At 72.1% G+C, this 18,055-nt stretch carries 14 protein-coding genes; 5 read left to right on the top strand and 9 right to left on the bottom strand.

Annotation, left to right across the window (positions count from 1 at the left end; genetic code table 11):
* Positions 1–41 precede the first annotated feature (41 nt).
* Positions 42–1,394, top strand: coding sequence for a glutathione-disulfide reductase (gene gorA / locus HQN59_RS15500; protein WP_176070026.1), 1,353 nt, complete (start codon positions 42–44; stop codon positions 1,392–1,394).
* Here gorA and HQN59_RS15495 read toward each other — a convergent pair.
* Together HQN59_RS15495 and HQN59_RS15490 are read right to left on the bottom strand one after the other, a co-directional pair.
* Positions 1,391–4,525 carry a PAS domain-containing protein gene (locus tag HQN59_RS15495; RefSeq protein ID WP_176070025.1) on the bottom strand — a complete coding sequence of 1,045 codons (3,135 nt, stop codon included), beginning with the start codon at positions 4,523–4,525 and terminating at the stop codon, positions 1,391–1,393. The genes gorA and HQN59_RS15495 overlap by 4 nt on opposite strands.
* A gap of 220 nt (positions 4,526–4,745) precedes the next feature.
* Complete coding sequence (locus HQN59_RS15490) at positions 4,746–4,955, bottom strand: cold-shock protein (RefSeq protein ID WP_176070024.1); 210 nt, start codon at positions 4,953–4,955, stop codon at positions 4,746–4,748.
* A 302-nt stretch (positions 4,956–5,257) separates the two neighbouring features.
* Here HQN59_RS15490 and HQN59_RS15485 point away from each other — a divergent pair, with 302 nt between their 5' ends.
* The 3 genes from HQN59_RS15485 (at position 5,258) to HQN59_RS15475 (ending at position 7,680) form a co-directional block, all read left to right on the top strand.
* Positions 5,258–5,725 (top strand): cupin domain-containing protein, encoded by a 468-nt coding sequence (locus HQN59_RS15485; RefSeq protein WP_176070023.1) that lies wholly within the window; start codon positions 5,258–5,260, stop codon positions 5,723–5,725.
* A 67-nt stretch (positions 5,726–5,792) separates the two neighbouring features.
* Positions 5,793–6,812, top strand: a complete 1,020-nt coding sequence (locus HQN59_RS15480; RefSeq protein ID WP_176070022.1) for an LLM class flavin-dependent oxidoreductase — start codon at positions 5,793–5,795, stop codon at positions 6,810–6,812.
* Positions 6,813–6,975: 163 nt separating this feature from the next.
* On the top strand, positions 6,976–7,680 hold the full coding sequence (locus HQN59_RS15475) for a 2OG-Fe dioxygenase family protein (RefSeq protein WP_425342735.1): 705 nt from the start codon (positions 6,976–6,978) through the stop codon (positions 7,678–7,680).
* Positions 7,681–7,839: 159 nt separating this feature from the next.
* Here the strand turns inward: HQN59_RS15475 and HQN59_RS15470 are convergent, their stop codons facing one another.
* The 7 genes from HQN59_RS15470 to HQN59_RS15440 form a co-directional block, all read right to left on the bottom strand.
* On the bottom strand, positions 7,840–9,036 hold the full coding sequence (locus HQN59_RS15470; RefSeq protein WP_176070021.1) for a response regulator: 1,197 nt from the start codon (positions 9,034–9,036) through the stop codon (positions 7,840–7,842).
* A gap of 137 nt (positions 9,037–9,173) precedes the next feature.
* Complete coding sequence (locus HQN59_RS15465; RefSeq protein ID WP_176070020.1) at positions 9,174–11,222, bottom strand: S9 family peptidase; 2,049 nt, start codon at positions 11,220–11,222, stop codon at positions 9,174–9,176.
* Positions 11,215–11,970: an SDR family NAD(P)-dependent oxidoreductase gene (locus HQN59_RS15460; protein ID WP_176070019.1), complete on the bottom strand. Its 756-nt coding sequence runs from the start codon at positions 11,968–11,970 to the stop codon at positions 11,215–11,217. The genes HQN59_RS15465 and HQN59_RS15460 overlap by 8 nt, the downstream gene beginning before the upstream one ends.
* A 167-nt stretch (positions 11,971–12,137) precedes the next feature.
* On the bottom strand, positions 12,138–13,070 hold the full coding sequence (locus HQN59_RS15455; RefSeq protein ID WP_176070018.1) for a Tim44 domain-containing protein: 933 nt from the start codon (positions 13,068–13,070) through the stop codon (positions 12,138–12,140).
* A 131-nt stretch (positions 13,071–13,201) separates the two neighbouring features.
* On the bottom strand, positions 13,202–13,909 hold the full coding sequence (locus tag HQN59_RS15450) for an NAD(P)H-binding protein (protein ID WP_246294945.1): 708 nt from the start codon (positions 13,907–13,909) through the stop codon (positions 13,202–13,204).
* Positions 13,910–13,932: 23 nt separating this feature from the next.
* A complete protein-coding gene (locus tag HQN59_RS15445; RefSeq protein ID WP_176070017.1) occupies positions 13,933–15,354 on the bottom strand; it encodes a DEAD/DEAH box helicase in 1,422 nt (473 codons plus the stop codon).
* 270 nt (positions 15,355–15,624) lie between these two features.
* Positions 15,625–16,188 carry an NADPH-dependent FMN reductase gene (locus tag HQN59_RS15440; RefSeq protein ID WP_176070016.1) on the bottom strand — a complete coding sequence of 188 codons (564 nt, stop codon included), beginning with the start codon at positions 16,186–16,188 and terminating at the stop codon, positions 15,625–15,627.
* A gap of 167 nt (positions 16,189–16,355) precedes the next feature.
* Between HQN59_RS15440 and ettA the strand changes: the two genes are divergently transcribed.
* Positions 16,356–18,020, top strand: a complete 1,665-nt coding sequence (gene ettA, locus HQN59_RS15435; protein WP_176070015.1) for an energy-dependent translational throttle protein EttA — start codon at positions 16,356–16,358, stop codon at positions 18,018–18,020.
* Positions 18,021–18,055: the final 35 nt, after the last annotated feature.

Below are 18,055 nucleotides of genomic sequence, written 5' to 3'. Positions count from 1 at the left end.
CCCGGCGCACGGGCAAGCGGGCGGCACGCTACAGTGCCCCGATGGAAGATTTCGACCTGTTCATCATCGGCGCCGGCAGCGGCGGCGTTCGCGCCGCACGGGTCGCCGGGCAGCGCGGTCTGCGTGTCGGCGTCGCCGAAGACGCCGCCCTCGGCGGCACCTGCGTCAACCTCGGCTGCATTCCCAAAAAGCTCTACAGCTTCGCCGCGCACTACGGCGAGTCGTTCGAAGAGGCGCACGGCTACGGCTGGTCGACGAGCGAGCCGACGCTCGACTGGGCGACGCTGAAGTCGCGCCGTGCGATGGAGATCACGCGCCTGAACGGCGTCTACGCATCGCTGCTCGAAGGCGCCGGCGTGACCATGCTGCGCGGGCGCGCGACCGTCGTCGGGCCGAACGAGGTCGAGGTGCTCGGCCAGCGCCATCGCGCCCGACACATCGTCGTCGCGACCGGCGGCCGGCCGGTGTGGCCGAAGGTGCCGGGCGCCGAGCTCGCGATCACCTCCGACGAGGTGTTCGACCTGCCGCAGTTCCCGCGTCGGCTGGTGATCGTCGGCGGCGGCTACATCGCATGCGAGTTCGCGTCGATCTTCAACGGGCTCGGCGCCGAGGTGACGCAGCTCTACCGGGGCGATCAGGTGCTGCGCGGCTTCGACGACGACATCCGCAACTTCGTCGCCGTCGAGATGGTCAAGAAGGGCGTCTCGATCCGCACCCGGCACGAGGCGATCGCGCTCGCCCGCAACGGCGACGCGATCGACGTCGAGCTCAACGGCGGCGGCGTGCTGCAGGCCGATGCGGTGCTGTACGCGATGGGCCGCGAGCCGAACACGCGCGGACTCGGCCTCGACGACGTCGGCGTCAAGCTCGCGCCGAACGGCGCGGTGCTGGTCGACGACTGCTTCACCACCAGCGTGCCGAGCGTGCACGCGATCGGCGACGTGATCGATCGCGTGCAGCTCACCCCGGTCGCGCTCGCCGAGGCCATGGTGCTCGTCGACCATCTGTTCGGCGAGGGCGAGCGCTTCGTCGACTACGTGAACATCCCGACCGCGGTGTTCACGCATCCGAGCATCGGCACGGTGGGGTTTTCCGAGCATGATGCGCGCGCCCGCTTTGCGTCGGTCCGCATCTACAAGAGCGAGTTCCGCCCGCTGCGCCACACGCTTTCGGGCAGCTCGGAGCGCACGCTGATGAAGCTCGTGGTCGACGCGGCGAGCGATCGCGTCGTCGGCCTGCACATGGTCGGCGCCGATGCCGGCGAGACGGTGCAGGGCTTCGCCGTCGCGATGAAGGCAGGTGCGACCAAGGCAGTCTTCGATGCGACGATCGGCATCCACCCGACCGCGGCCGAGGAGTTCGTGACGATGCGAACGCCGGTGCCGGCGAGCTAGCCGGCTTGGCTGGTTTCGGGCGGAAAGCGCCGCTCGAGCGCGGCGATGAACACGCCGAAGTCGATCGGCTTGGTCCAGTACTCGCAAAAGCCCGCCTCGAGGCCGTGTTCGATGTCTTCGGGCATGGCGTTGGCCGAGAGCGCGACGCAAGGAATGTCGCGCGTCGCCGGGTCGGCGCGCAGGCGGCGCAGCACCTCGTAGCCGTCGAAGTCGGGCAGCTGCAAGTCGACGAGGATGAGATCGGGCCGGAGGCTTCGCGCCCGCTCGACGCCCTCGGCGCCGGTCGACGCCGCCTCGATCGAGAGGCTGCCGATGCTGCGCACGAGCTCCTCGACCAGCAGCACGTTGACCGCGTTGTCTTCGATGTAGAGCAGGCGGGCGTGGCGCGTCGGGGCGGCGCCGGCCGCGAAAGGCTGCACCGTGTCGCGCTGCCGCGCCGCGCCCTCTGGCGACGTCGGGTGTGCCGTGCCTGGGGGCGCACCTGCCTCGCCGCGATCATCCAAGCGTGCGGTCGCCGGCAGGTCGAGCTCGAAGCGCGAGCCGAGGCCCGGCGTGCTGGTCACGGCGATCGAGCCACCCATGCCCTCGACCAGCGTCTTCACGATGGTCAGACCAATGCCCGTGCCTTCGATGCCTTCGCGCTCGGCGCCGAAGCGGTTGAACGGCTCGAACAGGTGCTCGAGCTGGCTGGCGGCAAGGCCGCGTCCGGTATCGGTAACGGCGAGCCGCATCCGCTCGCCGGCGGCGGTGCTCTCGACGTCGACACGGCCGCCGGCGCGGTTGTACTTGATCGCGTTCGAGAGCAGGTTGAGCAGGACCTGGCGCAGCCGCGTCGGGTCGGCGTGCACCACGCCGTCGAGCCGCCCGGTGCCGAGCGTGACGCGCTGCCGGTCGGCCATCGGCGCCACCAGAGGCAGCGCCTCGCCGACCAGCGTCGCGATCTCGACGCGCCGCGGCGCCAGCCTGACGTCGCCCGACTCGATGCCCGACAGCTCGAGCACGTCGTTGATGAGCGAGAGCAGGTGGTCGCCGGCCGCGCGGATGTGCGCCAGCTTGTCCAGCTGGCTCTGCATGCCGTCGCGTTCGGCCTCGATTTGCAACAGCTGGGTGAAGCCGAGCACCGCATTGAGCGCCGTGCGCAGCTCGTGGCTCATGCGCGAGAGGAACTGCGACTTGGCTTGCATGTCGCGCTCGGCGATCGCCGCCTGCGCGCGCGCAAGCTCCGCGTTCCTGCTTTCGGTGATGTCCCAGTTGACGCCGACCTGGCGCAGCACGCGGCCGTCGGCATCGAGCAGCGGCGCCGAGCGCGACGCCAGCCAGCGGTAGCTGCCGTCCGGCCAGCGCACGCGGAACTCGTAGGCGCCGGGCTGGCCCGAGCCCACGGCCCGGTTGCGCTCCTCGAGCGCGCGGCTTCGATCGTCGGGGTGCACCAGGGCGAGCCGCTCGGCCGGGCTCGGCACGGTGTCGTGCGGCGACAGGCCGCGCAGGTGGAACATCTGGTCGTCCCAGCGCTCGTGGCCACCGGCGGCGTCGGTTTCCCAGGTCCCGATGCCGGCATGGCGAGTGATCAGCGCCGAGCGCTCGCTGGCGTCGCGCAGCGCCTCCAGCATCTGCCGCTGCTCCGTCACGTCGAGGGCGACCCCGAGCAGGCGGCGCGTGCCGCCGGGCTCCGGGTCGACGTCGGCGCGGACCACCATCCAGCGCTTGCTGCCGTCGCGGCGCCGGGTGCGGAACTCGATCTCGTAGCGCCCGCTGCCGTGGTGGATGTACTCGAGCGCGAGACGGGCGACGCGCGCGCGGTCGCGCGGATCGACGCAGCTCTCGAGCCAGGCGTGCACGGTCGGCGTCCCCGCGCGTGGATCGACGTCGAACAGCTCGAACATCTGCGCGTTCCATTCGGCCCCGCCGCCGACGGTGAGCGTCCAGATGCCGAGCCGCGCTGCGGTCGCGGCGGCATCGAGCCGGCGCGCCAGATCCTGCGCGGTGCGCAGCGGCAGCACGCGGTCGGTGACGTCGAGCGAGACGCCCACGAAGGCCAGCGGCTCGTTGCTGGGGCCGCGCTGCACGACGCGGCGCGTCAGCAGGTAGCGCCAGCTGCCGTCGGCGTGGCAATAACGCGCCTCGACGTCGCTCGGCCGGTTGGTGCGCAGCGCACGCCGCGCGGATGCCTCGACCGCGGGGAGGTCGGCGGGATGCACCAGCGCGCGCGCACGCCCGACCGGCACGCCGTCGCCGCGCGGCGCATAGCCGAGGAGGCCGAAGGCGGCCGCATTGCAGTGCGCGACCTGCGTGCGCAGGTCCTGGCGCCAGACCGCGATGTTGCCGAGATCGACCGCCATCTCGAGCTGGGCGTTCACCGCGTGCAGGGTGCGCGCCGCCTCGTACGCCTCGGTGTCGTCCATCATGATGCCGACCGCGCGGCCGGGGGTGCCGTCCGGCGACTTCTGCACCTCCCACTGCGAGTGGATCCAGCGCGTGCTGCCGTCGGGATGGACCACGCGGTAGCGCTGCGCGTAGCGGCCCGGGCTGCGCATGCTCGCCGGGTAGCTCATGCGGACCTGGTCATCGGGGTGGATGCGCTGCACCGCCTCGTCGTAGCTCGGGGTGCCGTGCTCGGGATCGAGGCCCCAGAACGCGAACACCTGGCGGTCCCAGCGCCCGCTGCCGGTCGCGATGTCGCGCTCCCAAATGCCGATGCGGCCGAATTCGCGCGCCATCTCGAGAAGCTCGTTCTGGCGCCGCAGCTGGGCGCTCGCGCGCCGCGACTCGGTGAGGTCCTGGAGAGTCCAGACGAAAAAGCGACCGATGCGGCGCGCCTCGGCGCGCACCGTGCACGTGCCCGGCGACGGGCAGGGCAGGTCGAGCTCGATCGGCCCGAGCCGGCCGCCGGCGAGGCCGGCTTCCACGGCATCGTCGAGCGGCGAGCCGTCCGCGGCCGCGACGCGCGGCGGCCAGCGATCGCCCGGCCGCAGCGCGAGGCACGCCACGAACGCCGCGTTGCCCCAGAGCAGGCGCCGTTCGGCATCGCTGATCGCGAGCAGCTCGCGGCTCTGCTCGGCGAGCGCGCGCCAGACCGCCGCGGGCATGGCGTCGAGCGCGTCGGTCGGGGGTGGCGAGGCCGGGACGGTCATGAGCCGGGCGAGTCTAGCGTCGCGACCGGGCCGCGAATGGTCCGACCGATGGGCCGGGGCGGCACCACGCTCGCGCGCGGGGCTCTCCGCGTGATGCGCCGGGTTGCATCGCGGCGCCCGCGCGCGGACGCCGGGCACAAAAAAAGCCGCGGCAGTGCCGCGGCTTCGTTTCGGTGGGGCCGAAGCCCCGGCCGGCGGCGGGCTCGAGCCCGCCGGCGACTTACAGCACCCGGATGTTGGCTGCTTGCAGGCCCTTCTGGCCTTGCTTGACTTCGAACTCGACGCGCTGGTTCTCGACGAGCGTCTTGAAGCCGGTGCCGGCGATGTCCCGGAAGTGGGCGAAGAGGTCGGCACCGCCGGCGTCTTGAGCGATGAAGCCGAATCCCTTGGCTTCGTTGAACCACTTCACGGTTCCGGTTTGGGTCGTCATTGAACTAGATCCTATCTTTACAAATGAATGCGACGCACATGCGCCGCATGCAGCAACACGGAAGAACCGATCAGGGGATTTCTGGAGCGAGCCACCGCGAGGACCGCAGTGGGCAGAAGCAGAATCTCAACGAAGCACTGTCTTGCGTATAACTGTGGGAGCAGTGTACACGGACCGCGATGACCGTTTCGATGTGAGGGCGGCGTGCACCACGATCGCGTGCGGTGCTGCGCGCGATCGGTCGGCAGCGCCGCCGCGCCGTGCCCTTCACAATCGATGCCGCGACGCGCGAGGAGACGCCGATGCCCGACACCACGACGCCAGCCTGGAAGCACGACGGGGTTCAGGTCGTGCCCGGCGACCAGCTCGATTCGAACACCGCCCAGACCCCCGGCATGGACCGCAAGGCCGCGATCACGTTCGCGCGCAACGGCGCCCGCAAGCTCTGGGCCGGCACTGTCCACATCCACGCCAACGCCAAGACCGGTGCGCACCACCATGGCCCGCTCGAGAGCGTGATCTACATAGTCAAGGGTCGCGCGCGCATGCGCTGGGGCAACGCGCTCGAGTTCACCGCCGAAGCGGGGCCGGGCGACTTCATCTACGTGCCCCCGTACGTGCCGCATCAGGAGATCAACGCCAGCCCGACCGAGACGCTCGAGTGCGTGCTGGTGCGCAGCGACGGCGAGGCGACCGCGATCAACCTCGACATCGAGCCGGTCGAGAAGCCCGAGACCGTGCCGTGGATCGACCCGGTGCACCGCGGATGAGCGCGGCGACGCGCACCGCCTGGAGGGCGGCGGGCAGCCAATGGTCGAACCGTTCGGGAGATTCCTGATGCGCCTTTCCGTGCTCGACCAGTCGGTGGCGCTCGCCGGCCACGGCGAGGACGCGGCGATCCGCGACACGCTGGCGCTCGCGGTCGACTGCGAGCGGCTCGGCTACTCGCGCTTCTGGGTCAGCGAGCATCACGGGCTGCCCACGATCATCGGCAGCGCGCCCGAGATCCTGATGGCGGCGATCGCCGCGCGCACCTCGACCATCCGGATCGGCAGCGCCGGCGTCATGCTGCCGCACTACAGCGCGCTCAAGGTCGCCGAGCAGTTCCGGGTGCTCGAGGCGCTGGCGCCCGGTCGCATCGACCTGGGCGTCGGGCGCGCGCCCGGCGGCGACATGCGCACCGCGCGCGCGCTCAACCCGGACGCCGTGCACGCGGCCGACGACTTTCCGGACCAGGTGCGCGACCTGCAGGCGTGGACCACGCCGCCGGGCGTGCACGGCGGCATCACCGCGCACCCGACCGGCGCGCACGCGCCCGAGGTATGGATCCTCGGCAGCTCGAGCTACGGCGCGCAGCTCGCCGCGCACTTCGGCCTGCCGTACGCGTTCGCCTATTTCTTCACCGACGGCCAGGGCGCTGCGGCGGCGCTCGACCTCTACCGCCGGCTCTACCGGCCGAGCGAGCGTCACCCCGAGCCGCAGGCGACGGTCTGCGTGTGGGCGCTCGCCGCCGACAGCGACGCCGACGCCGCGCACCACGCGCTCAGCCGCGAGCGCTGGCGCATCGACCGCGAACGCGGCGTGCTCGGTCCGCTGCAGTCGCCCGATGCGATCGCGGCGCGCGGCTTCGCCGGTCACGAGCAGCCGATGCTGAACAACATGCGCGGCAAGGCGTTCGTCGGTAGCGCCGCCACGGTCGAGACCAAGCTCGCGCGCCTGGCCGCCGAGCTGCAGATGAACGAACTCGTCGTCAACACCTGGGCCTACGACCCGGCGGTGCGGCGGCTCTCCTACGGCCTGCTCGCCAAGGTGTTCGGGCTCGAGCCGCGGCGGGCCGGGGAGAGCGTGGGTGGCTGACGCCGCGGCGCAGCCCACCGAGGTCGACGGGCGTCCCGCGGACCCTGCTGCAGAAGCCCCGTACGCTCACGGCGCAGGGCCGAGCGGCGTCGCGCCGAGCGCTGCCGCGCCGGCCGACGCCGACGCCGGCAGCTTCGCGCCGCCGCTCACGCCGCTTCCCGCATTGGCGGCCGCGCTGCGCGACCGTGGCCACGCGGTGCTCGATGCCATGAGCCTCGCCGCACTCGCAGCGACGCCGCTTGCCGACTTCGCGGCGCTGGGCGCGTCGTGGAACGACTTGCCGCCCGACCGCTACCTGCGCGACGGCGGGCGCTACCGGCGGCGCCGCCACGCCTCGTACGTGGTCGACGGCGACGCAGTCCGCGACGTTCCGCACCGCGCCCACTGGCAGCCGGTCGACTACAACGCGCTGCACGGCGGCATCGAGCGCTGGTTCGAGCCGGTCGAGCCGGCGGTGGCGCAGAGCACCGCCTGGCGCCAGCTGTTGCGCGCGCTCGGGGCGTTGGCGTCGGGGCTGCGCAGTGCGCAGCCGTGGTTCGTCGAGGCGCACCAGTTCCGCATCGACACCACCGACGGCATTGGCCGGCCGACGCCCGAGGGCGCGCATCGCGACGGCGTCGACCTGGTCGCGGTGATCCTGGTCGCGCGCGAGGGCATCAAGGGCGCCGAGACCCGGGTGTTCGACGCCGCCGGCCCTGCGGGTCTGCGCTTCACGCTGCGCGAGCCGTGGAGCTGCCTGCTGCTCGACGACGCGCGCGTGATCCACGAGAGCACGCCGATCCAGCCGACCGGCGCCCACGGGCACCGCGACACGCTGGTGGTGACGCTGCGGCGGGGCGGGTTCCAGGACCCGGCGCCGACGGCGTAGCGGGCATCCTCCGCGCGCGGCTCGGCAAGCGGGCTGCAGCGCAACAGGCTCGCGCCGGCGGCGAGCAGCCCGCGGGACCGGCTGGCGAGGCGGCCCTCGCCGATCGTCCTGACGAACTGTTCGCGAACGGTCGCGTCGACCGGACCCGGCGAGTGGCGCTTACGCCGCCACGTCCGCGCGCTGCGCCCGCGGCTGCATCGCCGATCGGATGTACGCGATCAGCTCGTCTTCCGAGTAGGGCTTGCCGAGCAGCACGCTGACGCCGGCACTGCTGGCATCGGCGCCGTGCTTGTCGTTGGCGGCGGTGATCATGATGACCGGGACGTGCGCGCTCGCCGGGTCGCGGCGGATGTGCCGCGTCAGTTCGAAGCCGTCCATGCGCGGCATCTCGACGTCGGTGATCACGACGTCGGGCAGGTTGGCGCGCATCAGCTCGGTGGCCTCGACGCCGTCGCTCGCGTAGGCGACCTGGTAGCCATGGCTGGCGAGCAGGCGCCCGGTCTTGACGCGCACGATCTTCGAGTCGTCGGCGATCATCACCAGGGTCTGTTCAGGCGCCTTGGCGCGCACGGCGGCGGGCGGTGCCGCACGCGTGGCCGCGTCGGCGCCACGCGACGCGGCGCCAGCCGGCTCGGCGTCGTCGCCGGCGTGGCGTGCCACGGCAGCGTCGGCGCGGCGCTGCGCCTCGTCGGCGGCGGCGCGTTCCTGGCGCTGGCGCTCGGCGAGTTCCGCCTGACGCTGCCGCTCGAGCAGCTCCATCTGGCGCTGACGCTCGGCGATCTCGGCCTGACGCTGCCGTTCGGCGATCTCTGCCTGACGCTGGCGCTCCTCGAGCTCGGCCTGGCGCTCGCGCTCGGCCTGCTCGGCGGCGCGGCGCGCGTCGAGGCGCGCGCTTTCTTCGGCAGCGTTGCGGGCGACCTCGGCACGTGCCGCGTTGCGTGCCTCGATGCGCGCGGCTTCGGCACGCGCCTGCTTCTCGGCTTCGGCGCGGGCGATGCGATCGGCCTCGGCCTGCAGGGCAGCTCGGCGGTCGGCTTCGGCGCGCGCCGCGGCCTCGGCGGCGGCACGCAGCGCCTCCAGTCGCTCCGTCTCGGCGCGGACCGCGGCCTCGGCGGCGGCGCGCCGGGCCTCGAGTGCGGCCGCCTCCGCACGCTTGGCGTCGAGTTCGGCCTCGGCACGCGCCGACGCTTCGGCGGCCGCGGTGCGCTGGGCCCGCACCTCGACGGCCTGGCGTTCGGCTTCGCGGCGTTCGACATCGGCCTTGCGACGCGCGGCCCGGCGCGCCCGCACGCCGATCCAGCCGGCCAGCACGCACAAGCCCAGACCCACCAGCACCCAGATATACAGCGCGTCCACCAACCGTCACTCCACCCCGACGAAGGCAGCGAGCATAGGCGCGATGCGATGCCGCCGTTCGCCCGAACACGCCTGCCTGCCGGCCCCAATTCGGCCGACCGCGACTTTCGCACGCTCGCCGTGCGGCGGCGCGGGCGCTACTTCAGCAGTGTCTGCTGCATGAACATCAGCATCGCCTGGAACTGGAAATCGGCGTTCTCCTTGCGCGCGAAGCCATGGCCTTCGTTTTCGGCGCGCAGGTACCAGACCGGCGTGCCGTTGGCGCGCACCCGCGCGACGATCTGCTCGGCCTCGCCGACCGGCACGCGCGGGTCGTTGCGGCCCTGCACCACGAAAAGCGGCTTGGTGATCCTGGTCGCGTGGGTGAGCGGCGAGATCGAGAGCAGGAACTCGCGCATCGCCGGATCGCGCTCGTCGCCGTATTCCACGCGGCGCAGGTCGCGCCGATAGCTTTCGGTGTTCTCGAGAAAGCTCACGAAGTTGGAGATGCCGACGACGTCGATCGCGCCGGCGATGCGCTCCGGGTAGTGCGTGGCGACGGCCAGGCTCATGTACCCGCCGTAGCTGCCGCCGGAGACGAGCACGCGCTGCGCGTTGAGGTTGGGCTGCGTCGCGATCCAGTCCAGCAGGGCGCCGATGTCCTTGACCGAATCCTCGCGGCGCCGGCCGTCGTCGAGGCTCATGAAGGTCTTGCCGAACCCCGACGAGCCGCGCACGTTGGGGCGGATCAGCGCGATGCCAAGCTCCTCGACAAAGTGGTTGTAGCGGCCGATGAAGCCGAATTCGGCCTGGCCTTCGGGGCCGCCGTGGATGTCGATCAGCACCGGGCGGCGGCCGCCGAAGCGCGCCGGTGGCGCGTCGAGGATGGCGCTGATCTCGCGCCCGTCGAAGCTCTTCCAGCGCACGATGCGCTGCTCGCCGAAGGTCGCGGGGTCGACACCGGGCGGCGCGTACGGCCGGGTCCAGGCGACGCTCGCGGTGCTCGCCGGGTCGAGCGTCGCGATCTGGCTCGGCGCCCGGTTGCTGTCGATGGTGAGGGCGAGCAGTGGCAGCCGGGGGTGGAACACGGCGCCACGCACGCTGCCCGGCGGCGCCGCCGGCGTCGGCAGTTCGTGAAACGAGTCCGCGTCGAAGAAGCGCAGCTCCTGGCGGCCCTCGACGTTCACCCGCACGGCGAGCAGCCGTCCGTCGGCGCTCAGCGACACGCCTTCGACGTCCCAGGGGATCGCGTGGGTGATCGGCGTCAAGCGACCACCGGCGAGCGCATAGAACATCAGCTGCCGGAACTCGCCGGTGCGGTCGCTGATGACGTAGAAGCCCGTGCCATCGCGCTTCCACACGGTCGGGAAGTGGGTCGCCTTGGGCGAACCCGGCGCCGGCAGCACCTGGCGGCGCTCGCCGCTCGCGAGGTCGAGCAGCCAGACCTCCGACTCGCCGGCCGAGACGTAGCGCGTGAGCGCCGCATGGCGGTCGTCCCACGACACCGCGCCGACGTCCCAGCCGCCGCCCGGCAGCTCGGCGATGCGGCGCCGTGTCTCGGGGGCGAGCGGGTCGACCAGGGTGAGCGTCTGCGTCACCGCATCGCGCCGGCCGCCGGCGGCCGTGCGGTCGAGCGGCACCGACGAATAGACGAGGCGCGGCGAGCGGTGCAGCCAGGCCTCGATCGCGTGGCGCTGGCCGGGTTCGGTGAAGCCGGTCACGGCGCGGGTCGCAAGGTCGAGCGCGTAGAGCTGGGCCGCCTCGTCGCCGCCGCTGCTGCGCTCGAACACCGCGTAACGGCCCTCGATCGGCTCGTAGCGCGCGCGCCGCACCGGGTCGGCGAAGTCGGTCAGCGGCTCGGGCTCGGCGCCCGGAGCCGCAAGCCGGAACAGCTGCACCGTGCTGGCACCCGCCTTGCGATGCGCCACCAGCATCTCGCGTCGCGTCGGATGCCAGTCGACGAAGCCGTGGCCGCGGAACTCGGTGTAGCGGGCGACCGACTCGGCAAGGCTGCGCGGGATCGGCGGAATGCCCTCGACATGCAGGTTGGGGTTCGGCGCGACGACGTCGTTGCGGCCGGGCTTGGCGGGTTCGCGCGCCGCGCAGCCGGCGAGCGCGACCGCCGTCAGCACGAGGGCGACGCGCGCGAGCCTGCGCAGGCCTGCCGGGCGAACGGTGGCCGGCCGCGTCGGCGCCGCGTCACGCATCGCGGACGTCGGCGACGGCCTGGCTGCCGAAGTCCGGTCGGGCCAGGTACGCCAGAACGCGCGCCGCCGCGTTCTCGGGCGACGTCAGCTGCCCGGCGTCCTTCAAGTAGACGAAGTTGCGCCGGTCCGGAAAGCCGGGGTCGTCGGCGCTGCGCAGCTGCTGCTGCATGTCGGTGTCGATGACGCCGGGTGCCAGCGAGCAGACGCGCGCGCCATTGGGCTTGAGCGCCTCGTCGAGCGCGAGCGCGCGCGTGAAGTGGTCGAGCCCGGCCTTGGCGGCGCAGTAGGTCGTCTGGCCGGCCATCGCGCGCCGCCCGAGCCCCGACGAGACGTTGAGGATGCGGCGCGCGCCGCTCCGGTCGGCGGTCGCGCGCAGGAACGCGGCCGCGAGCAGCATCGGCGCCTCGAGCCCGACCCGCAGCGCCGACGAGATCGTCGCGTCGCCGGCGGCGTCGAGCGCACCGGCAGGCGCCAGCACGCCGGCGTTGTTGATCAGCGTCGCGGCGTCGAACGCGCCGCCTTCGGCGCGCAGCCAGGTCTCGAGGCGCGCCGCCGCCGCCGGCGGGTCGGCGAGGTCGACCGACCACTGCTCGACCCGCACGCCGCGCTCGGACGCGAATTCGTCGAGTGCCGGCGAGGTCGCCCGCGACAGGCAGAGCAGCGTGTGCGCGGGATCGACCAGCTGGCGCGCGATGGCGGCGCCGAGCCCGCGCGATGCGCCGGTCAGGATGTAGAGGTGGGTCGACATGGGAGGGCGGCGGGTGAGGGGGCGCCGATCATGCCGCACCCGGCGAGGGCACGCCGCTGCGCCGCCACGGCCGCCACGCCGTCCCCCACGCTCGATGACCGTTCGGCGCCGGCAAGAAGAAAGGGAGGCCGCAGCCTCCCTTCGTCACACCGCGCCGGACCCGGCGATCAGGCGGCCTGCGTCTGCTGGATGCCGGCGATCGCCCACTCGCGGCTGCCGTCGGTCGGCTTGACCAGGTGCCAGACCTCGTCGAACGGTGCCGCCGCGCCGTCGAGCTCCTCGCGGATCAGGCCGTGGAAGCGCACGCTCACCACCTGCTGCGTCGCTTCCTGCGCGACGTCGAGCACCTCGGCATCGATCTTCACGACGTCCGTCTGCTGAGCCGCCGGGCCGCGCTCCTGCAGATCGAGGCGGACCGCCGCGAACATCTCGGGGGTCGTGAAGTTGCGCAGGTCGTTGAGGTCGGCGCGATCGTTCGCCGCCTGCATGCGAATGAAGATCATCTTGGCCACGCGCTCGAAGGCGGCACGGTCGAAGTCGGCCGGCACGTTCGAGACGTCGGTCGCGGCGGCGGTCGGGCCGAGGCCGGCGGCCGCGGCGGCCGGCGCCGGCTCGAACGCGTTGCGGTTGCTGCGCAGGTCGGCGGCGTCGGCCGGAGCGCCGGCGCCGGCCAAGCGCATGCCGTTCGCGGTCGCCGTGTCACGGTTCGCTGCCGGGCCGAAGCGGCGCAGCAGGAAGCGGATCACGAAGAACGCGGCCGCGGCGAGCAGCAGCATCGTGAGGATGTTGCCGAACGCGGCGCCGAGGCCGAGGTGGCTCATCAGCGCGGCGATGCCCAGACCGGCGGCTAGGCCGGCGATCGGCCCCAGCCACGAGCGGCGCGGCGCGGCGGCTGCGGCAGCGGCGCCGGGGACGGCCGCGGGCGTCGCCGCCGGCGTGGTCGCCGGACGGGCGGGCAGCGTCGACGGTGCCGGGCGCGCCGGCAGGCTGCGCTGCATGCCCGAGAAGCCGCCGCCGCCGAGTCGTCGCGCCTCGGCGTCGACCGGCGCGAAGCCAGCCGCCGCGACGGCGAGGGTCAGAACCATGATCAGCGATTTCATCGGTTGAGGTCTCCTGGTGGTGGCGGGGGCCGCTCGCCGCAGTGTCACACACGCCGGCGCCTGTTCACGCCATGTCGGGCCGCATTCTGGATTCACAAGGCAAGCGCCGCACCTACGGGCAGCCTGAAGGGTTATTCGGCCGGCGCACGGTGCCCAGCGCGGGCGAACGACTGCATGCCGGCCGACGTCAGCACCTCGACACCGGACGGCGCCCGGTGCAGCGCATCGACGAGCGCCGCGGCGACCGCGCCGGCCGCGATGGGCCGCACCGACGCCGGCAGCACGCCGAGCAGCGGCCCGAGCCGCATCGCGAGGCGCTCGATCGGGCGCGGCGGCTGGCCGAGGCGCTCGCGGTGGCCGAGGAGCAGCGAAGGACGCGCGATGGCCACGCGCTCGAAGCCGAGCGTGCGCACCGCGGCCTCGGCTTCGCCCTTGACGCGGTTGTAGAAGATCCGCGAGCGCGTGTCGGCACCGTGCGCCGAGACCAGCGCAAGCCGTGTCGCGCCGGCGGCGCGCGCGGCGCGTGCCACGGCGACGACGAGGTCGAGGTCGACCGCGCGGAAGGCGGCCTCGGAGCCGGCAACCGCGATCGTGGTGCCGAGCGCGACGTAGACGTCGTCGAGCGCCGGCAAGCTCGCCAGCGCCGCGTCGGACAACTCGACGAGGGCGAGCTTGGGGCGCGGCGGCAGCGCGTCGAGGCGCCGCACCAGGACGGTCAGCGACCTGCAGGCAGGGTCGGCGAGCAGACGCTCGACGAGCTCGCGGCCGACGAGGCCGGTCGCGCCGGCGATCAGCGCGCGGCGCGGCGAGGAGCTGCCCATGTCATCGTCCCGATGCATCGGCCAGCTCCCGCGCCCGGGGGTTAGCGCTTCGGATCGGTCAGGCGACCGAGCGGGCGCGCGGCGCCGTCGCGCGGACCGCGCGAGTCGCCGCCGCGCGGCGCCGGTGCGCCGGCGCGACCGCGCGGCGCGGCGTTGCCGCCGGCACGTGCACCCTGCGGCGCGCCGCCCGGGCGGCCGGAGCCGCCGCGCGAGTCGCCGTAGCCACGGCCACCGCCACCGGTGCCACGCGAGCCGCCGCGGCCGGCGCCTTCGCCGATCACCATGCGGCCGAGCACGATCGGCTCGGGGCGCTCGCCCGGTTGCGGCTCGAAGCCGGCGATGACTTCCTTCGGGATCTCGCGCTTGATGAGGCGCTCGATGTCGCGGAGGAACCCGTTCTCGTCCACGCAGACCAGCGAGACCGCCTCGCCCTGCGCGCCGGCGCGACCCGTGCGGCCGATGCGGTGCACGTAGTCCTCGGGGACGTTCGGCAGCTCGTAGTTGACGACGTGCGGCAGCTGGTCGATGTCGATGCCGCGCGCGGCGATGTCGGTCGCGACCAGCACCTGCAGGTCGCCGTTCTTGAAGTCGGCGAGCGCCTTGGTGCGCGCGGTCTGGCTCTTGTTGCCGTGGATCGCCATCGCGCTGATGCCGTTCTTCACGAGGTGCTCGACCAGGCGGTTGGCGCCGTGCTTCATGCGCGTGAAGACGAGCACCTGCTGCCAGTCGTTCTCCTTGATCAGGTGGACCAGCAGGTCCTTCTTCAGCTCGCGGCCGACCGGGTGCACCTTCTGCGCGATGGTGTCGGCGGTCTGGTTGCGGCGCGCCACCTCAATCAGCACCGGCTGGTTCAGCAGGCGGTCGGCAAGCGCCTTGATCTCGTCGCTGAAGGTCGCCGAGAAGAGCAGGCTCTGCTTCTTCTGGGGCAGCACCGCGAGCACCTTCTTAATGTCGTGGATGAAGCCCATGTCGAGCATGCGGTCGGCTTCGTCGAGCACGAAGATCTCGACGCTCTTTAGGTCAAGCGTGCCCTGCTGATGGTGGTCGAGCAGGCGGCCCGGCGTCGCGACCAGGATGTCGACGCCGCGCCGAAGCTTGTCGATCTGCGGCTGCATGCCGACGCCGCCGAACATGACCATGCTCGAGAGGCGCGCGTGCTTGCCGTAGGTGCGCACGCTTTCCTCGACCTGGGCGGCGAGTTCGCGGGTGGGGGTGAGGATGAGGGCGCGGATCGGCAGGCGCCCCTTGGCATCGCGCACGGCCGGCTTGGCCATCAGGCGGTGCAGCATCGGCAGCACGAACCCGGCGGTCTTGCCGGTGCCGGTCTGGGCGCCGCCCATGACGTCGCCGCCGGACAGCACGGCGGGGATTGCTTGGGCCTGGATCGGGGTCGGGGTCTCGTAGCCGTATTCGTGAACGGCGCGCAGCAAGGGCTCGGCGAGGCCGAGAGAGTCAAAGGACATGGGGTTCCAAACGGGTCGGCCCGCGCCCGTGTCACGGGCGCCAGTCGCAGGCAGAGGGGGAAGGTGCGAGCGCCGCGGGCGCTCCGTCAGGGATGACGTCGGACGCGATGACTGGAGACCGCGTCGGTGGCGCATTGTAACGGCCGGCGTCGAATGGCCCTTCGCCGGTGCAGGCTTGGGTTCCCGGGGCTTCTTCGGCGATCGCCTGCACGCGCCGCGGCGAACGCCGCCCGCAGGCTCGACGCGCCGCTCTCGCCAGCCGGAGATCGCTCAGCTCGCTGCGACGAAGCGCCGTACCCACGCCACGTAGGCGTCGACCCAGCCCTGCAGGAACCGGCGGGTGTCGTCCTTGTAGATGTTCCCGGCATCGTCGAGCAGCCCCTCGCTGAACTGCAGGTACACCTCGGGCTGGCCGAGCGTCGGCACGTCGAGGTAGGCGAGCACGTTGCGCAGCTGGTGCTGCGCGAGCGCGGTGCCGATGGCGCCGACCGAGATCCCGACCACGCCCGCGGGCTTGCCCGCGAACGAGTTCTTGCCCCACGGGCGCGAGGCCGTGTCGAGCGCGTTCTTCAGCACGCCCGGAATGCCGCGGTTGTATTCGGGCGTCACGAACAGCAGCGCCTGCGCCGACTCGACCTCGTGCTTCAGGCGCGTCATCGCTTCCGGCGGGTTGACGTCGCGGTCCTGGTTGTAGAGCGGGATGTCGCCGATCGCGACGTGCTCGAAGGTGAAGGTCTCGGGCGCGAGCCTGGCAAGGGCAAGCGCGAGGCGCCGGTTGTAGGACTCGGCGCGCAGGCTGCCGACGAAGACGGCGACGCGGATGTTCTCGGCCATGGGACGTGGCTCCGTTGCGGGTGGAGGCGCGACGCGCGCGCTGGCGGCCGGTGCACGAGGCGCCGGGGTTTGCGGCCGGGGCGGCAACGCCCGTGCCCGGCGCGGTGACAATACCGGGTTCCCCGCGGACCGCAGCGCCGCGCCACCCCTTGCTTGGACTCGCCCGAATGGCCCAGTACGTTTTCACGATGAACCGCGTCGGCAAGATCGTTCCGCCGAAACGCCAGATCCTCAGGGACATCTCGCTCTCGTTCTTCCCGGGCGCCAAGATCGGCGTGCTCGGTCTCAACGGCTCGGGCAAGTCGACGCTGCTCAAGATCATGGCGGGCATCGACAAGGACATCGAGGGCGAGGCGACGCCGATGCCGGGCCTCAAGATCGGCTACCTGCCGCAGGAGCCGGTGATGGACCCGAACCAGACCGTGCGCCAGGCGGTCGAGGAGGGCATCGGCGGCGCGCTCGCGGCCAAGAAGCGCCTCGAGGAGGTCTACGCCGAGTACGGCGAACCCGACGCCGATTTCGACAAGCTCGCGGCCGAGCAGGCCGAGCTCGAGGCGATCATCGCCTCCTCGGGCAGCGAGAACACCGACCTGCAGCTCGAGGTCGCCGCCGACGCGCTGCGCCTGGCACCGTGGGACGCCGAGATCGGCAAGCTCTCGGGCGGCGAGAAGCGCCGCGTCGCGCTCTGCCGCATGCTGCTCTCGAAGCCCGACATGCTGCTGCTCGACGAGCCAACCAACCACCTCGACGCCGAGTCGGTCGACTGGCTCGAGCAGTACCTGCGGCGCTTCTCGGGCACCGTGGTCGCGATCACCCACGACCGCTACTTCCTCGACAACGCGGCCGAGTGGATCCTCGAGCTCGACCGCGGCACCGGCATTCCTTACAAGGGCAACTATTCGACGTGGCTCGAGCAGAAGGAGGCGCGCCTCGAGCAGGAGCAGCGCACCGAGGATGCCCGCACCAAGGCGATGAAGAAGGAGCTCGAGTGGGTGCGCCAGAACCCGAAGGGGCGCCAGGCCAAGAGCAAGGCACGCCTGGCCCGCTTCGAGGAGCTCTCGGACGTCGACTACCAGAAGCGCAACGAGACCAACGAGATCTTCATTCCCGTCGCCGAGCGCCTCGGCCACGAGGTGATCGAGTTCGAGAACGTCAGCAAGAGCTTCGGCGACCGGCTGCTGATCGACGACCTCAGCTTCAAGATCCCGGCCGGCGCGATCGTCGGCATCATCGGTCCGAACGGCGCCGGCAAGTCGACGCTGTTCCGGATGATCGCGGGCAAGGAGAAGCCCGACAGCGGCAACGTGAAGATCGGCAAGACGGTCAAGATGGCCTTCGTCGAGCAGAGCCGCGACGAGCTGCAGAGCGACAAGACGGTCTGGCAGGACCTCTCCGGCGGCCTCGACAACCTGGTCGTCGGCAAGTTCGTGATGCCGTCGCGCGCCTACCTCGGCCGCTTCAACTTCAAGGGCAACGACCAGCAGAAGCTGGTCGGCAACCTGTCGGGTGGCGAGCGCGGGCGCCTGCACCTGGCCAAGACGCTGATCGCCGGCGGCAACGTGCTGATGCTCGACGAGCCGTCGAACGACCTCGATGTCGAGACGCTGCGTGCCCTCGAGGACGCGCTGCTCGAGTTCGCCGGCACGGTGATGGTGATCAGCCACGACCGCTGGTTCCTCGACCGCATCGCCACCCACATCCTCGCCGCCGAGGGCGAGTCGAAGTGGTTCTTCTTCGACGGCAACTACCAGGAGTACGAGGCCGACAAGAAGAAGCGGCTCGGCGAGGAGGGCGCCAAGCCGAAGCGGCTGCGCTTCCGCCCGATCCGCTGACGCGCGACAAACGACACGCCGGCGCGCGGCCTCGG

The sequence above is a fragment of the Rhizobacter koreensis genome (assembly GCF_013366375.1).
In the GTDB taxonomy this organism is placed as follows: domain Bacteria; phylum Pseudomonadota; class Gammaproteobacteria; order Burkholderiales; family Burkholderiaceae_C; genus Schlegelella_A; species Schlegelella_A koreensis.
The sequence above is the reverse complement of the archived record's forward strand: the minus strand, read 5'-3'. Positions and strand labels throughout refer to the sequence as shown.

What these genes read in the sequence shown, in the direction of transcription:
- gorA (WP_176070026.1), top strand. Translation starts at nt 42, where the DNA reads ATGGAAGATTTCGACCTGTTCATCATCGGCGCCGGCAGCGGCGGCGTT.
- HQN59_RS15495 (WP_176070025.1), bottom strand. Translation starts at nt 4,525, where the DNA reads ATGACCGTCCCGGCCTCGCCACCCCCGACCGACGCGCTCGACGCCATG.
- HQN59_RS15490 (WP_176070024.1), bottom strand. Translation starts at nt 4,955, where the DNA reads ATGACGACCCAAACCGGAACCGTGAAGTGGTTCAACGAAGCCAAGGGA.
- HQN59_RS15485 (WP_176070023.1), top strand. Translation starts at nt 5,258, where the DNA reads ATGCCCGACACCACGACGCCAGCCTGGAAGCACGACGGGGTTCAGGTC.
- HQN59_RS15480 (WP_176070022.1), top strand. Translation starts at nt 5,793, where the DNA reads ATGCGCCTTTCCGTGCTCGACCAGTCGGTGGCGCTCGCCGGCCACGGC.
- HQN59_RS15465 (WP_176070020.1), bottom strand. Translation starts at nt 11,222, where the DNA reads ATGCGTGACGCGGCGCCGACGCGGCCGGCCACCGTTCGCCCGGCAGGC.
- HQN59_RS15460 (WP_176070019.1), bottom strand. Translation starts at nt 11,970, where the DNA reads ATGTCGACCCACCTCTACATCCTGACCGGCGCATCGCGCGGGCTCGGC.
- HQN59_RS15455 (WP_176070018.1), bottom strand. Translation starts at nt 13,070, where the DNA reads ATGAAATCGCTGATCATGGTTCTGACCCTCGCCGTCGCGGCGGCTGGC.
- HQN59_RS15450 (WP_246294945.1), bottom strand. Translation starts at nt 13,909, where the DNA reads ATGCATCGGGACGATGACATGGGCAGCTCCTCGCCGCGCCGCGCGCTG.
- HQN59_RS15445 (WP_176070017.1), bottom strand. Translation starts at nt 15,354, where the DNA reads ATGTCCTTTGACTCTCTCGGCCTCGCCGAGCCCTTGCTGCGCGCCGTT.
- HQN59_RS15440 (WP_176070016.1), bottom strand. Translation starts at nt 16,188, where the DNA reads ATGGCCGAGAACATCCGCGTCGCCGTCTTCGTCGGCAGCCTGCGCGCC.
- ettA (WP_176070015.1), top strand. Translation starts at nt 16,356, where the DNA reads ATGGCCCAGTACGTTTTCACGATGAACCGCGTCGGCAAGATCGTTCCG.